The organism is Planotetraspora silvatica (genome assembly GCF_016863315.1).
GTDB lineage: Bacteria > Actinomycetota > Actinomycetes > Streptosporangiales > Streptosporangiaceae > Planotetraspora > Planotetraspora silvatica.
This window is the reverse complement of the sequence record NZ_BOOQ01000024.1, coordinates 222,429-236,947: the sequence shown is the minus strand read 5'-3', so window position 1 is coordinate 236,947 and position 14,519 is coordinate 222,429. Positions and strand designations below refer to the sequence as shown.

Here is a 14,519-nt window from a genome sequence, read left to right as displayed (position 1 = left end):
CGCGATGCGGAGCGCGGTCCGGTAACTCCGGGCTCCGCGACGGCCGACATACCCGCGGGGCCCCGCCAGATCAGGTCGCGGGCTCAGCCGTACGACTGAGAGGGTCGAGGCGGCGGATCAGCACTATCGCGGCGTCCGCGATCCGGTTGGCCTCCCGCTTGCTCGCCGACGTGGCGATCTCCCGGCCGGCCTCACCGATGAGCCCGGTCAGCACCATGACGGTCATCCGGTCGACCGAACTGGTGCCGGCGCCGAGGAGCACCGCGTTCTGCCGGACCCATTCCCGGCCGCTGGTGCGACGGATCAACTCGAAGCCGGGTGGGGCGTCCCCGTCCATGAACAGGCGGGTCAGGTCACGCCGCTGCCACGAGCCCTCCAGAAACGCATGGGCGCCCGCGGTGAACAGGTTGAGCGGATCGTCCTCGCCGTCCGCGCGCGCCGCGGCGACCGCGGCCGCCGCGGCCTGCTCGAGAGTGGTCCGATGGTCCTCCCACAACGCGAGGAACAGCTCGGCCTTCCCCCCGAAGTGGTGGTAGAGGCTGCCGGTGCTCGAACCGGCGCGACTCACCACATCGGAGATGCTCGCGTCGGTGAAGCCCTGCTCGCAGAAGACCTCACGGGCGGCATTGAGGAGCACCCGCCGGGTCTCCGCAGTACGGCTCCATCGCCAGGCGCCTCCGCCGTTCGCCTTGCGTGCCATCACCGCCCCCGATTCACTGTTCCGTTGAATGAACACAATTGTAGAATTCCCGCGGCTTCTCGCTCCCGGGTCGCCAATCCGAGGGTATTGCCAGAGCCGTGTTCCAAAAAATTGGGCACCCATCAAAGCGGCAGGACAATGGGTGTGAAGTGAACCTTCGACGGCCGGCTTTCTCCCTCACCACCGAAGAACGCCGGACCCCATACGGTCGCCGGCGAACTCTCCGGAAGCCAGGCCGCTGGAAACGCCTGATCGGGCGCACTCCCGGGGAGTGCGCCCGATCGCGGCCGCGTCAATCCATCTTCAGCACGGCCGGAGCGGGCAGGGCGGCGGGAACGGATTCGCGCCGCCAGGGGCCGTTGAACAGGAAGATCGTGGGGATGTACAGCACGAGACAGCCGAGTGAGATCATCAGCCAGGTCTGCCAGCTCGTGCTCTCGACCACCGGCGGGATGATCAGCAGACCGACCACGGCGACGGCCTTGGTGATGAAGCCGAACAGGCCCCAGGCGGTCCCCTGCAGCCGGGGATCGACGTCCTCGGCGTCCTCGGAGTAGTTGGCCATCCAAGGGGCGTACGCGACGGCGAGCGACCCGCCGAGCAGCGCGCCCACGATCATCAGCAGACCGAGCGAGACGTCTTTCTGACCCAGCAGATAGACGAAGTAGGCGGTGATGACCACGCCCACGACCGTGCCGCCCAGCGCGAACGGCTTGCGGAGCCCGGTCCGGTCCGAGATGCGGCCGATGGCGACCAGCACGACCAGGTCGAGGATCCAGAAGGCCGTCATGACCGTGGACGCCTGCGCGGTGGTGATGCCCAGCGCTCCGACGAGCATGGTCTGGCCGAACAGCGACAAAGTGATGTACAGGACCAGCCAGAGGGAGATGCCGATCACGTGCGCCCAGATGTTGCGCTGGGCGAACAATGCCCGGACCCTGGCGGGCTGGGCCAGATCGACCACGTGGGCGGCGTCGCTCTCGGTGTGCTGGATGCGGGCGCGCAACTCGGGCGACAGGTCGGCGATGTTGAAGGCGATGACCAGGGAGATGACCAGGGAGATGCAGCCCATGATGACGAACTGCGATCGCCAGGAGTCGTCGAAGATCGGCAGCGTCCAGCCGGCGAGGGCGGCGGCGAGGAAGTTCGCCCCGACCGGTCCCCATGTCCAGAAGCCGAACGCCTGCGCGCGGCCGAGTCGCGGGGAGAAGTCGCGCACCAGCGGCGCGGTGCTCGCCATCGCCACGCCGTCGATGAAGGACAGGACGATCCGGGCGATCAGCAGGTCGCGCGGGCTGTTGACGAGTGTCATCGCGAAGCAGCACACCGCCGTCAGGAGCATGAGCGGGACCAGCAGCCGCACCCGGCCGAGCCGGTCGGTGAGCCTGCCGCCCACCGCGGAGGCGATGGCGCCGGCGACCACCGCGACCCCTGACACCGCACCGTAGGTCGCCAGGGACATGTGCAGGTCCTTGAGCAGCAGTGGCACCACGGGCGCGATCTGTGCTTCGTAGGAGCCGATGAGGATGGCCAGGACGGCCATGGTGAGGATCTTCATGCGGCGGGCGCCGGTCGGATACTCGCCGAGCTCACGGACATAGGACAGTCTCATGACTAGGCCTTTCTGGTCGAGCTGGGCTCTGGTGACCAGTTCTAGAGGGAGACTCTAGAATTTATTTCTACGGATCGTCCGCTCTCTCACTGTCCGAGTCAAGGGGCTGTGAGAGAGTCCTGCCCGTCATCGCCGAGGGACGCACTTCGGGGATGCGCTTCGCATGGGCGCCTGCCGTCGAACCCCGGCGGCCGGCGGTCCCGCACTCACACCGGCATGTACGGCAGGCGTGTTTCCATGGCGAAGACCGCCGTGATGACCGGTGTCGCACGGCGGTCATCACGGCGGTGCTCACTCGGGCGGGATCGGCGCAGGGCGAACGGCCCCGCGCATGCTCACCCGCGCCAGGTGATCAGCGCGTCCAGGGCCTCCACCCGCGAGCCCGCCACCAGCAGCGGGTTCATCTCCAGCGATTCGAGCCGCTCCCCCAGGCTCTGGGCGAGGTCCGCCACGCGCACCACCACATCGGCGACGGCGTCCAGGTCGGCGGGCTCGGTGCCGCGGGCCCCCTGGAGCAGCCGCGCCCCGCGCAGCTCCGTCAGCGCCAGCCGTACCTCGTCGGCGCCCACCGGAAGAACGCGCAGGGCGGTGTCCCGCAGCACCTCGACCCACACCCCGCCGAGCCCCACCGCCAGGGTGAGGCCCCACCCGGGGTCGCGGACGACCCCGACCAGCATCTCGACCCCGCCGGAGCGCTGCGGCTGGACCAGCGCGCCCACCCGCACGGGCGGACCCGTGCTCGCGGCCGTCGCGGCGGCGACGACCTCACGGTAGGCGTGGCGCACCTGATCCGGAGTGGTGAGACCGAGGCGTACCCCGCCGATGTCGCTCTTGTGCCCCAGTCCCTCGGCGGATGCCTTGAGGACCACCGGATACCCGATGCGGTCGGCCGCCGCCACGGCCGAGTCCTCGTCGTGGACGGGTTCGGAGGGCACCATCGGAATTCCGGCCTCGGCCAGCAAGGTCGCCGCGCGGTGCTCGGCCCAGACGCCGGTCGCCCCTTCCACGTGGCGGGCGACATCGCCGACGACATGACGGGCGGCAGGCCCGGGAGGTGACCCGGCCGCCTCGCCCGCCAGCGCGGCACGGTGATACTCCGACCAGCGGACGGCGGCGCCGATGGCGTGCAGGCCGTGCTCGATGCCGCCGGCGACGTGCGGGAAGCCGGTCTGTTCCTGTACGGCACGGCCGAACTCGGTGACGTCGGTGAGGACGTTCGACACCACCAAGACGGGGACGGGCGCCTCAGCGATCCGCTTGGCGTTGGCCGCGTACAGCGCCAGTGTGGCGGCCGGGTCCCGCGGGGCGGTGCGGGGCGGCTCCGTGAGCAGCATGATCGCGTCGATGCCGGGGTCGGCCGACACGGCCTCCAGGGCGCGGCCGAGCAGGGTCCTGTCGATGAGGATGTAGCCGGTGACGTCCAGCGGATTCTGCACGGTCGCGAAGGCGGGCACGATCTGTTCGAGCTTGGCGACCGTGTCCGGCGCGAACGACGGCAGCTCCAGCCCCTCGTCCTCCGCCCGGTCCGCGATGATCTCCGACGCTCCGCCCGACGGGGTGACCACGCCGATCCGCCGCCCCGGCAGCGGCCCGGTCTCCGCCAGCAGGCCCGCGGTGATGATGAGGTCCTCCAGCGACCGCACCCGCAGGACGCCGAGCTGCCGGAACGCGGCGTCGATCACCCGATCGTCGCCGACCAGCGCACCCGTGTGGGCCTGGGCGGTGTGCGACGCGACCGCGCTGCGCCCGATCTTCAGCGCGACCACCGGCTTGCCCGCCAGCAGCGCCCGCCGGGCGACCCGCGCGAACTCGGCCGGGTTGCGCACCGATTCCAGAAACAGCGCGATCGACGTGGTGGCCGGGTCGTCGACCAGGTAGTCCATCACGTCGGTGACGGTCAGCGTCGTCTCGTTGCCCATCGAGGTGAGCAGGCTGATGCCGATGTTGCGGGCCTGGGCGAAGGCGAGCACCGAACTGGCCAGCGCGCCGCTCTGCAGCACCACGCCCACGGAGCCGCGCAGCAGCGGCGGCGGGATGGGCAGGCCGTACGGGGTGATGCCGGCCGCGGCGTTGATGAAGCCGTTGCCGTTGGGGCCCAGCACGGTCAGGCCGTTCTCCCGGATGAAGTCGGCGATCTCCGCCTCCATCGCGGCGCCCTCGGGGCCGACTTCGCCGAAACCCGCGGTGAGGATGACGTAGCTGCGGATGCCCAGCTTGGCGCCCTCTTCCAGTACCGGCAGCACCGCCGTCGTCGGCACCATCACGTAGGCCAGGTCGACCGGCTCGGGGATGGCCGACAGGCTGGTGTGGGCGCGCTCGCCGTGGACGACGCCGCCGCGCGGATTCACCAGGTGGACCGGACCGGCGAAGCCGTGCATGCGCAGGTTCGTCAATGTGCTGATCGACCAGCCCGACTTGTCGGTGGCCCCGACCAGCGCGACCGACCGGGGATTGAAGAGGTCTGCGACAGGCATGTCACTCCCCGATCGTGCCCAGGCGGGCATGACCCTTGAGCAGGTTGCGGGCGATGGTACGGCGCTGGATCTCGTCGGTGCCCTCGAAGATGCGCAGCAATCGCAGCTCGCGATACCAGCGTTCGATGGGCAGTTCCTTGGTGTACCCCATGCCGCCGTGGATCTGCAGCACCCGGTCGACGACCTGGTTGGCCATGACCGCGCCGTTCAGCTTGGCGATCGAGGAGGCGTGCCGGGCGTCCATGCGCTGCTGCACTCGCCATGCGGCGTACAGGGTGAGCCACTTGGCGGCCTCGATCTCCACCTGGGAGTCGGCGATCATCCACTGGATGGCCTGGTACTCGGCGATCGGGTGGCCCATGGACTGGCGGATCTTGGCGTAGTCGACGGCCATCTGCAGCATGCGTTCGGCCGAGCCGATGGCGCGGGCCGGGATCATGTAACGGCCCTGTCCGATCCACTGCATGGCCAGTTCGAAGCCCCTGCCCAACTCGCCGAGGATGTTCTCCTCGGGCACTCGTACGTCCTCGAACACCAGCGAGGCCGGGCCCCACTGGCCCATCGTCGGGATCGGCTCGGACTTCCAGCCCATGTCGCGGTCGGCCAGGAAGCAGGTGACGCCGCCGTCGGCGCCCTTGTCCGGGTCGGTGACGGCGAACACCATCACGAAGTCGGCCTCGTTCCCCCCGGTGATGAACGTCTTCTCCCCGTTGATGACCCATTCGGAGCCGTCCTTGACCGCCCGGGTGCGGATGTTGCGGGCGTCGGAGCCCGCGCCCGGCTCGGTGATCGCGAAGCAGGAGCGGCGCTCGCCCTCGATGGTCGGGATCAGGTAGCGGCGCTTCTGGTCGTCGTTGCCCGCATAAAGGATGTTGTCCGCGGTGCCGCCGAAGGTGAACGGCACGAACGTGCGGCCCATCTCCATCGCGATGATCGCCGACATCAGCGGGCCGAGGGCGGCTCCCCCGTACTCCTCGGGGGTGTTGATCCCCCAGAAACCCATCGACTTGGCCTTTTGCCGCAGGTCCCGTACGACCTGGGGCTCGAGCCCGGGGCGGCCGGCGCGTTCGTTGCGCAGTACGTCGGGTTCGAGCGGCATGACCTCCCTCTCGATGAAGCTGCGGATGGTGTCGCGGATCTGCCGTTCCTCGGTGCTCAGGGAGAAGTCCATGGTCCGACTCATTTCTAGAATCAGCGTCTAGGAATTGGTTCCAGAATGGGTTCCGGCCTCCTGGCGTGTCAACCGTGCCGTAGAATTTGATTCTAGAAATTGCGGACCCCTGGGGGACCCCGCTGACGCAGGGAGCTTCGATGACCCGCAAGTCCACCGCCAAGGGCGGCTCCTGGGAGTGGAGCCGCACCGCCCAGACCCGCCGGAGCATGCTCGACGCCGCCCGCGAGGTCTTCTCCGAACACGGCTTCGCCGACGCCGTCGTCGCCGACGTGGTCGAACGGGCCGGCTCGAGTGTGGGCAGCCTCTACCACCACTTCGGCGGCAAGACCGAGTTGTTCCTCGCCCTCTGGGACGACCATCAGAGCTCCCACGAGCAGGCCGCCGTGTCCAGCGTGGCAGAGGCGCGGCAGGCGGGCGTCACGGGCCCGGTCGAACAGTTCATCGCCGGCGCCCGCGCCTACCTGCAGGGTTCGTGGGAGCGGCGCGACCTCACGCGGCTGTTCATGGACGGGGACGCCCCGCCCGGCTTCGAACTCATGCGCCGTACCCGCGGCCGTGAATGGGTCCGTCAGAACGCCGTCCTCCTCGGCGCCGGCGACACCGCCCTCGATCACCTCACCGCCGCGGTCCTCACCGTCGTCATCGGCGAGGCCGGTCGCGAGGTGGCCGTCTGCGAAACCCGGTCCGAGGCCGACGAGGTGATCGAAGCCGCCATCACCCTGATCCGCCGCTTCGCCCCGCAACTGGATCCGACCACCTGACCGCCGGATCCGGCCCCCTCCGAATCAAACCGAGCACAATTCTAGTATTTGGATCTAGAATTGGACGACTCGAGATGCCGGAGAGACGGGGAGCGCGATCATGTCGGTCGAACGATGACCAATACCACGGACGAGTCAGCCGAAGTAGGTGACGACAGGGAGCGGCTCCGCCGCGCCTGGCGCATCCTGTCAGTAGTCAGCCTCGCCAGCGTGCTCACCGCACTCGGCGGTAGCGCGCTCAACGTCGCACTCCCCCAGGTCGTACGGCAGACGCACGCCGGCGCCGACGCCGCGGCCTGGATCCTGATCGCCTTCCAGCTCACCACGACCGTGCTCATGGTGGCGTTCGGCCGGCTCGCCGACATGTTCGGCCGCCGGACGATGTACCTCGCCGGCCTCGCCACCTACACCCTGGCCAGCCTTCTTGCGGGTCTCGCACCGAACGCCTGGCTCATCGTGGCGCTGCGGGTCCTGCAGGCCGCGGGCACCGCCATGCTGCTCACCAACAGCGCCGCCCTGGTCACGGACGCCTTCCCCCGGTCCAGGCTGGGCGAGGGCATGGGCGTCTACACCGCGTCGTTCTCCATAGCCCAGCTCGTCGGTCCCACGGTCGGCGGTCTGTTCACCGAGCACCTCGGCTGGCGGTGGGTGTTCTGGTACAACGTGCCGATCGGCCTGGTCTGCCTGGTGTGGGGAGCGCTGGTGTTGCCCCGGGGACGATCCGCCGGCGGCGGCCGCGGCCTCGACCTGCCCGGCAACGTGCTCGTCCTGGCCGGTCTCGGTGGGCTGCTGTTGGCGCTGTCGGAGGTGACCCGGCTCGGCTGGGGCCATCCGCTGGTCTCCGGCGGCCTGGCCGTCTTCGTGCTGGCGCTCCCGCTGTTCGTCCTGCGCGAGGGCAGGGCGCGTCATCCAGTGGTCGACATGCGCATGTTCCGCGATCCGCCGTTCGCCCTCGGCACGGCGGCGTCGTTCCTCAACTCGGTGGCCCGCATCGGGGTGGTGTTCCTGGTGTCGCTGTTCTTCCAGTCCGTACACGGCGAGGATCCGGTGCCGGCGGCGCTGAAGGTGCTGCCGCTGTCGATCGCGGCGATGGCGGCATCGGTGACGTCGGGGTTCCTGCAGCGACGACTGAGCCCGCGGACCGTGACGGTCATGGGCGCCTCGCTGACCACCGCCGGTCTGGCCGGACTGCTCTGCACGATCTCCGTGACCGTCCCCTACGCCTCGATGGCGGCGTTCCTGGTGCTCATCGGCCTCGGCTCGGGCCTCTTCCTTCCCTCCAACACCACGGTCCTGCTCGACGGAATCCCCTCCAACCGGCTGGGCATCGTCAACGCCATGCGGCTCATGCTCCAGAACACCGGCGGGGTGGTGGGCACCGCCATGGTCCTGTCCGTCATCACCGTCCCGCTCCCCGCCGTCCTGCACGACTCCGTCTTCGCCGGAACCCTGTCGCAGGTCTCGCCCGCCGCCGTCGCCGACCTGATCACCGGCTACCGGTGGACGCTGGGCTGCATGACGGCCGTCGCCGCGCTGAACGTGCTCACCTGCCTGGGCAGAAGGCGCGCCACCCGGACGGCGCCGCTGGACGACGAGAGCCCCTCCTACCGGCCCGTCACCGGATCTCGGACGGCTAACTGATCTCGATCGCGCGTTCGGGGCAGTTGGACACCGCCAGGCGGGCCGCGCGCTCCTTGTCCGGCGGCACCAGGCCGTCGCCGATGACCTGGCCGTAGCCCTCGTCGTCCTCACTGAACAGTTCAGGGGCGAGGTCGTAGCAGCGGCCGTGCCCCTGGCACCGCTCAGGATCGATGCGTATCTTCATCGCGGGTGCTCCGCTCTGTGTGTCGTCGGAGGTGGGCGAGCGACGTCCCCCACTCATCGTCGTCGACGGCGTGCAGGTCCGGCGTGATCAACGCGCTGCCCAGGGAAAGCAACAGGCAGAAAGTGAGCCGGCGCGTCAGGCGGCAGGGCCTGATCCCGCTCGCCGCCGTCTTGGGCCGACCGTACCAACTCGGCCGGCCGCTCGGCGCGCTCGCCCACGTGGTCGCGCATCGGCCGGGACGGCGGGGACGGCAGGCACGCCCGTCAGACGCCGCTCAGAAGATGACCAGCGAGCGGATCACCTCGCCCGACGCCATCGCCGTGAACGCGTCGCCCACGTCGTCGAGCGTGATGCGCCTGCTGATCAGCCCGTCCAGGTCGAGCCGCCCGGCCCGCCACAGCCGCAGCAGGCGGCCGAAGTCGGTGCGCACGTCGCCGGAGCCGTACAGGCAGCCGAGCAGGCGCCGCTCCGTCGCGAAGAGTTCGGCGGCGCTGAAGGACACCTGGTCCTCCAGGCTGCCCGCGCCCACCACGACGGTCGTCCCGCCGCGCCGGGTCGCCTGCCATGCCTGCTTGATGGTCGCCGAGCGGCCGACGACCTCGAAGGCGTAGTCGAACCCGCGTCCCTCGGTCAGCTCGTTCACCGCGTCGGCCAGTCCGTCCGGGGTGGTCGTGTGGGTGGCGCCGAACCGCCGGGCGATCTCCAGCTTCCCGGGGAGGCGGTCCACGGCCAGCACCGGAGCGGCGGCGGCCAGCTTGGCGCCCTGGATCACGTTGATCCCGACGCCGCCGCAGCCGATCACCAGGACCGACGACCCGGGACGCACCCCGGCGGTGTTGACCACGGCGCCGACGCCGGTCAGCACTCCGCAGCCGACCACCGCGGCCACGTCGAACGGCACGTCGTCCGGGATCGGGATCGCGGCCCGCGCGTCGACCACCGTCTCCTCGGCGAAGCAGCCCACGCCGAGCGCGGCGTGGGCCTGCTCATCACCGAGGCTCAGCGTGGGCGGCCCCGCGGCGGCTCGGGCGGTGACGCACAGGTTCGGCTGACCGCCCAGGCAGAAGTAGCAGGACCCGCAGGGTGGGATCCAGGAGAGGATCACGTGCGTGCCGACCGGCGGACCGGCCACTCCCGGCCCGAGCTCGACCACCTCCCCCGCGCCCTCGTGGCCGGGCACCAAGGGCCTCGGCGCGGGCAACGTGCCGTCGCACATCGACAGGTCGGAGTGGCACACCCCGGCGGCGCGCAGCCGCACCCGCACCTCTCCCGGACCCGGCCGCCGCAACGTCAGCCGGTCGCTGACCTCGACGGGTTTTCCGACTTCGCGCAGGATGACGCCTCGCATGGGCCTTCCCCGGTTCAGAGCTGCACGGACGTGGTGGTGAGGAACTCCTCCAGGCCGAAGCGGCCGTACTCGCGGCCGTACCCGGACTGCTTGAAGCCGCCGAAGGGGGCCAGGCCGTTGTGCGCGCCGTCATTGATCCGGATCTGCCCGGCCCTGAGCCGCCTGGCGACCCGGCGGGCACGTTCCGGGTCCGCGGCGCGGACACCGGCCGCCAGCCCGTACGGGGTGCCGTTGGCGATGCGGACCGCCTCGTCCTCGCCGGAGTAGGGCAGGATGACCAGGATCGGCCCGAAGATCTCCTCCTGGGCGATCCGCGACTCGGGGGCGACGCCGGTCAGCACGGTCGGCCGCACGTAGAAGCCGCGCTCCAGCCCGTCGGGCGCGTCGGGGCCTCCGGTGAGAGTCGTCGCTCCGTCCTCGGCCGCGGCGCGCAGGTGCTCGCGCACGCGGTCCCGCTGCACGGCCGAGACCAGTGGGCCGAGCCGGGTGCCGGGGTCGCGGGGGTCCCCGGGCGAGTAGGTCCGCGCCTCCTCGGCCGCGATCCGCTCGGCGGCCGGCAGGCGGTCTCGCGGAACCAGCAGCCTGGTCAGCGCCGAGCAGGTCTGGCCGGAGTTCAGGAAGCACGCCCCCACGCCCTTGCGCACGGCGTCCTCGAAGGCGGCGTCGTCCAGGTCGTCGAGGAGCACGTTCGGCGACTTGCCGCCGAGTTCGAGCGCGGTGCGCTTGACGCCGGCCGCGGCCAGCTCGGCGACCCGCCGCCCGGCCCGGGTGGAACCGGTGAACGAGATCATGTCGACCAGCGGGTGCGCGGCCAGCGCCTCCCCCGCCTCGGGTCCGGTGCCGGAGACCAGGTTGAACACACCGGGCGGGAATCCGACCTCGTGCATCACGTCGGCGAGCACGAACGCGTTGAGCGGCGTGACCTCGCTCGGCTTGAGCACCACCGTGCAGCCCGCCGTCAGGGCCGGAGCCACCTTGGCCGCGATCTGGTGCAGCGGATAGTTCCAGGGCGTGATGGCGCCGACGACGCCGATCGGGTCGCGGTACACCACCGAGCCGCCGAGCCGTTCCTCGAAGTCGATCCCGGCCGCCACCTCCGGCATCGAGGCGAAGGTATTGATGGGCGCCCCCACCTGGATGAGCCGGGTCAGCGGCAGCGGCATGCCCAGCTCGTTCACGATCGTGTCGGCCAGCTCGTCGGCCCGCTCCTTCAACGCGCCGGCCACGGCCGCGCACAGCGCGGCCCGCTCGGCGGCAGGGCGGGCGGCCCAGGCGGGCAGCGCGGCGGCCGCGGCCTCCACGGCCCGCGCCACGTCTTTGACGCCGCTGCGCGGCACCTCGGCGACGACCTCCTCGGTGGCGGGATTCACCACGGGGATCGCCTCGCCGCCGCTCGCCGCCACCCACTCACCGTCGACATAGATCCGGTACGGCATGCCCCATCCTCAACTATCGGAAGATGATTCTAGATTTTGATTCTAGAAGCATTAGAGCACGCCGCCGAAAGTGTGTGAAGTCGCGACTCATGTCAGCGTCACGAAGCTCGGAAACTCCTGGGGGGGTCCGCCTCCGGCTCCGGCGTCGAGCCTTGACATATCAAATGAACGGTTTTTTGATACCGCCATGGGACGCATCACCGGTGCCGCTCCCGCCGAAACCCCCAAGCGGTCGTCCCGCGTCCTGACAGCCCTCACCCGAACCGGCACCACTCACGGCCCGGAGAGCACAACGCAGACAGGAACGACACAGACGGGAACGAGGCAATGAAAGTGAAGATCGACTCCGAACGTTGCCACGGGCACGGCCGCTGCTACGACCTCGCCCCCGACCTGTTCGGCGAGGACGACGAAGGCTACGGCATGGTCCTGGGCGACGGCGCCGTGTCGCCGGGCCGGCAGCCCGGCGCACGCCTCGCGGCGTCCAACTGTCCCGAACGGGCCATCGCCGTCGAAGGAGCCTCACGATGACCGCGGACGACCGCTTCGGCGACGACCTCGAACAATCGCGGAGGGAACGGTTCCTCAGCGGCTACCAGAGTGAGATCGTCACCGATCCCGTCTCCGACTGGGCGACCGACTTCTCCCATGTCGACCCCGCGTGGGCCGCCGACCCGTACCCGATCCAGGACGACCTGCGGCAGCGCTGCCCGATCGCGCACACCGACCGTTTCGGCGGCGCGTGGCTGCCCACCCGCTACGAGGACGTCTCGGCCATCGCCTACGACACTGAGCACTTCACCTCCCGGGCGATCATCGTGAGCAACGTCCGGCCCCCCAAGGAACTCGCGCCGGTGGGCGGTGCGCCGCCCATCTCCTCCGACCCGCCGTTCCACCACGACGCGCGCAAGCTGCTGCTGCCGGCCTTCACCAAGACCGCCGTCTCCCGGCAGGAAGAAGGGACGCGGGCGTTCTGCCACTCGCTCATCGACGCCTTCGAGGGACGGGACGTCGTCGACGCCGCACGCGAATACGCCAAGCACATCCCGACCCGGGTCATCGCCGACATGCTCGGCTTCCCGCAGGAGGACTCGGAGAAGTTCGGCTCGTTCGTCGAGAACGCGCTGGAGAACATCAACGCCTCGCGCGAGGAGCGCGTCGAGCGGTTCACCAAACTCTCGGACTACCTGCTCGCGCAGATCCGCGACCACATCGACAATCCCCGCGACGACCTGACGACGTACCTGCTCAACGCCGAGTTGCAGGGCCGGAAACTCGAACCCGCCCATGTCCTCGGCACGATCAACCTGCTGCTCATCGCCGGCATCGACACCACCTGGAGCTCCGTCGGCGCCTCCCTGTGGCATCTGGCGAAGACGCCGGCTGATCGGGAGCGCCTGGTGGCGGAGCCGGAGTTGCTGCCGACCGCGATGGAGGAGTTCCTGCGGGTCTACGCCCCGGTGACGATGGCGCGGCTGGTGAAGGAGGACATGCACTGGAACGGTGTCGACATGAAGGCCGAGGACTGGGTGCTGCTGCCGTTCCCGGCGGCCAACCGCGACCCGGCCCAGTTCGACCGGGCCGGAGAGGTGGTCATCGACCGTGAGGTCAACCGGCACGTGGCGTTCGGCCTCGGCATCCACCGCTGCGTCGGCTCCCACCTGGCCCGCATGGAGCTTCGGGTCGCCCTCGAGGTCTGGCTCGAACGGATCCCGGACTTCAGCCTCCACGACCCGGAGGCGGTGACCTGGGCCGCCAGCCAGGTCCGCGGCCCCCGCACGCTTCCCCTGCGCATCGGCTGAACCCTGCTCACCGCGACGGCGCCGCTGCGGACGGTCCCCCGTGTCCGCAGCGGCGAACGGGTGGGATGGTCGAGGTCGCCGGCTCCCCATGCTCGGCAGCGGTCCAGAAGGGGACGTGCGAATGGCATGCTGGACGAACGGCGATCACGAGGAGAACAGCGATGCCCCACCCTCTCGGCACGCAGCCCGCACCCCGGCGCACCCCTCTCAGTGCAGAGGAAAAGGCTCGAAGCGAGATGGGCTTCGTCCCCTACGTCGCCGAGACGCTCGTCGCGAAGGGGCGGTTCAGGGTGACCGCCGACACCCAGGAGATGGTGGAGTTGTTCCAGGCGGTCGCCCGCAGGGTGGGCGAGATGCTCCAGCGGCCTGTGGTCAGCTACGCCAACGGCAGGGACATCGTGATCACCTTCGGTCACGAGGAGGCCCCCGGTCTCACCGACCAGGGCGCTCGCTCGACGCACGAGTGACTGCGCCTCCCCGTAGGCCCCCTACGTCCGGATTCGGTCGAACCAGTTCCATGCATGACATTCATGGGCAAACAGGACATATGTGCCGCTGGCTGGCCTATTCCGGCTCGCCGATCAATCTGGAGAAGCTGCTCTACGAACCGGAGCACTCGCTGATCCACCAGAGCCTCCACGCCAGACTCGGCGCGGAGACGGTCAACGGCGACGGGTTCGGGGTCGGCTACTACGACGACGTCGAGGTGCCGCCCGCGGTGTTCAAGGACACCAAGCCCGCCTGGGGCGACCGGAACCTGCGCGAACTCGCGCGCCACGTCCGGTCGCCGTTGTTCATGGCCCACGTGCGCGCGTCGTCCGGGACGGCCGTACAGCAGACGAACTGCCATCCGTTCCGCCACGGCAACTGGCTGTGGATGCACAACGGCGCGATCTCCCAGTTCGGCCGGCTCAAACGCGACCTCGTTCTGGCCGTCGAACCGGAACTGTTTCCGGCGATCGAGGGGTCCACGGATTCGGAGGTCATGTTCTTCTTGGCGCTCACGTTCGGGCTGCGCGAGGATCCGCCGGCCGCGGTGGAGCGCATGGTCGGTTTCGTGGAGAAGACGGGACGGGCGCACGGCGTGGAGCACCCGGTCCAGATGACGGTGGCGACATCGGACGGCGAGCGGCTGTGGGCGTTCCGCTACTCCACCGAGCGTCGTTCGCGATCGCTCTTCCACAGCACCACCACACAGTGCCTCCGGGACCTGCATCCCGAAGTGTTCATGCGCGTGGATCTGTCCGGCGACGCGCGGGTCATCGTGTCCGAACCCCTGCGTGACCTGCCCGGCCAGTGGATCGAGGCACCGGAGTCGACCTACACGGTGATCAGCCACAATTTATTCGAAATGCATCCATTCCATCCGAAGCCCGCGTAGCGGAGA

The 14,519-nt window shown here is 69.8% G+C and carries 13 protein-coding genes; 6 read left to right on the top strand and 7 right to left on the bottom strand.

Annotated elements, in window-relative coordinates; all coding sequences use genetic code 11:
* Positions 1 to 70 precede the first annotated feature (70 nt).
* From Psi02_RS19220 to Psi02_RS19205, 4 genes are all read right to left on the bottom strand, one after another.
* A complete protein-coding gene (locus Psi02_RS19220) occupies positions 71 to 700 on the bottom strand; it encodes a TetR/AcrR family transcriptional regulator (protein WP_203975974.1) in 630 nt (209 codons plus the stop codon).
* Positions 701 to 992: 292 nt separating this feature from the next.
* Positions 993 to 2,312 carry an MFS transporter gene (locus tag Psi02_RS19215; protein WP_203975972.1) on the bottom strand — a complete coding sequence of 440 codons (1,320 nt, stop codon included), beginning with the start codon at positions 2,310 to 2,312 and terminating at the stop codon, positions 993 to 995.
* 335 nt (positions 2,313 to 2,647) lie between these two features.
* Positions 2,648 to 4,786, bottom strand: coding sequence for an acetate--CoA ligase family protein (locus Psi02_RS19210; protein WP_203975971.1), 2,139 nt, complete (start codon positions 4,784 to 4,786; stop codon positions 2,648 to 2,650).
* 1 nt (position 4,787) lies between these two features.
* Positions 4,788 to 5,957: an acyl-CoA dehydrogenase family protein gene (locus tag Psi02_RS19205; protein WP_203975970.1), complete on the bottom strand. Its 1,170-nt coding sequence runs from the start codon at positions 5,955 to 5,957 to the stop codon at positions 4,788 to 4,790.
* A gap of 140 nt (positions 5,958 to 6,097) precedes the next feature.
* On the opposite strand from Psi02_RS19205, the gene Psi02_RS19200 reads away from it, so the two are divergent.
* Positions 6,098 to 6,721 carry a TetR/AcrR family transcriptional regulator gene (locus Psi02_RS19200; protein ID WP_203975969.1) on the top strand — a complete coding sequence of 208 codons (624 nt, stop codon included), beginning with the start codon at positions 6,098 to 6,100 and terminating at the stop codon, positions 6,719 to 6,721.
* A gap of 114 nt (positions 6,722 to 6,835) precedes the next feature.
* Positions 6,836 to 8,362, top strand: coding sequence for an MFS transporter (locus Psi02_RS19195; protein WP_203975968.1), 1,527 nt, complete (start codon positions 6,836 to 6,838; stop codon positions 8,360 to 8,362).
* Here the strand turns inward: Psi02_RS19195 and Psi02_RS19190 are convergent.
* The 3 genes from Psi02_RS19190 to Psi02_RS19180 all read right to left on the bottom strand — a co-directional run bounded on the left by Psi02_RS19190 (position 8,355) and on the right by Psi02_RS19180 (position 11,330).
* The gene (locus Psi02_RS19190) at positions 8,355 to 8,546 is read right to left on the bottom strand and encodes a ferredoxin (RefSeq protein WP_203975967.1); all 192 of its coding nucleotides are present in this window, start codon (positions 8,544 to 8,546) and stop codon (positions 8,355 to 8,357) included. The two genes, Psi02_RS19195 and Psi02_RS19190, sit on opposite strands and share 8 nt — an antisense overlap.
* A gap of 274 nt (positions 8,547 to 8,820) precedes the next feature.
* Positions 8,821 to 9,894, bottom strand: coding sequence for a Zn-dependent alcohol dehydrogenase (locus tag Psi02_RS19185; protein ID WP_203975966.1), 1,074 nt, complete (start codon positions 9,892 to 9,894; stop codon positions 8,821 to 8,823).
* A gap of 14 nt (positions 9,895 to 9,908) precedes the next feature.
* Positions 9,909 to 11,330 (bottom strand): aldehyde dehydrogenase family protein, encoded by a 1,422-nt coding sequence (locus Psi02_RS19180; protein ID WP_203975965.1) that lies wholly within the window; start codon positions 11,328 to 11,330, stop codon positions 9,909 to 9,911.
* A 327-nt stretch (positions 11,331 to 11,657) separates the two neighbouring features.
* On the opposite strand from Psi02_RS19180, the gene Psi02_RS19175 reads away from it, so the two are divergent.
* From Psi02_RS19175 to Psi02_RS19160, 4 genes are all read left to right on the top strand, one after another.
* Entirely contained in the window at positions 11,658 to 11,861 is a 204-nt protein-coding gene (locus Psi02_RS19175; RefSeq protein WP_203975963.1) for a ferredoxin, read from the top strand.
* A complete protein-coding gene (locus Psi02_RS19170) occupies positions 11,858 to 13,132 on the top strand; it encodes a cytochrome P450 (protein WP_203975961.1) in 1,275 nt (424 codons plus the stop codon). Before Psi02_RS19175 ends, Psi02_RS19170 begins: the two co-directional genes overlap by 4 nt.
* Positions 13,133 to 13,293: 161 nt before the next feature.
* Positions 13,294 to 13,599 carry a hypothetical protein gene (locus tag Psi02_RS19165; protein WP_203975959.1) on the top strand — a complete coding sequence of 102 codons (306 nt, stop codon included), beginning with the start codon at positions 13,294 to 13,296 and terminating at the stop codon, positions 13,597 to 13,599.
* A gap of 80 nt (positions 13,600 to 13,679) precedes the next feature.
* Positions 13,680 to 14,513 (top strand): class II glutamine amidotransferase, encoded by an 834-nt coding sequence (locus Psi02_RS19160; RefSeq protein ID WP_203975957.1) that lies wholly within the window; start codon positions 13,680 to 13,682, stop codon positions 14,511 to 14,513.
* The last annotated feature ends 6 nt before the right edge of the window (positions 14,514 to 14,519 follow it).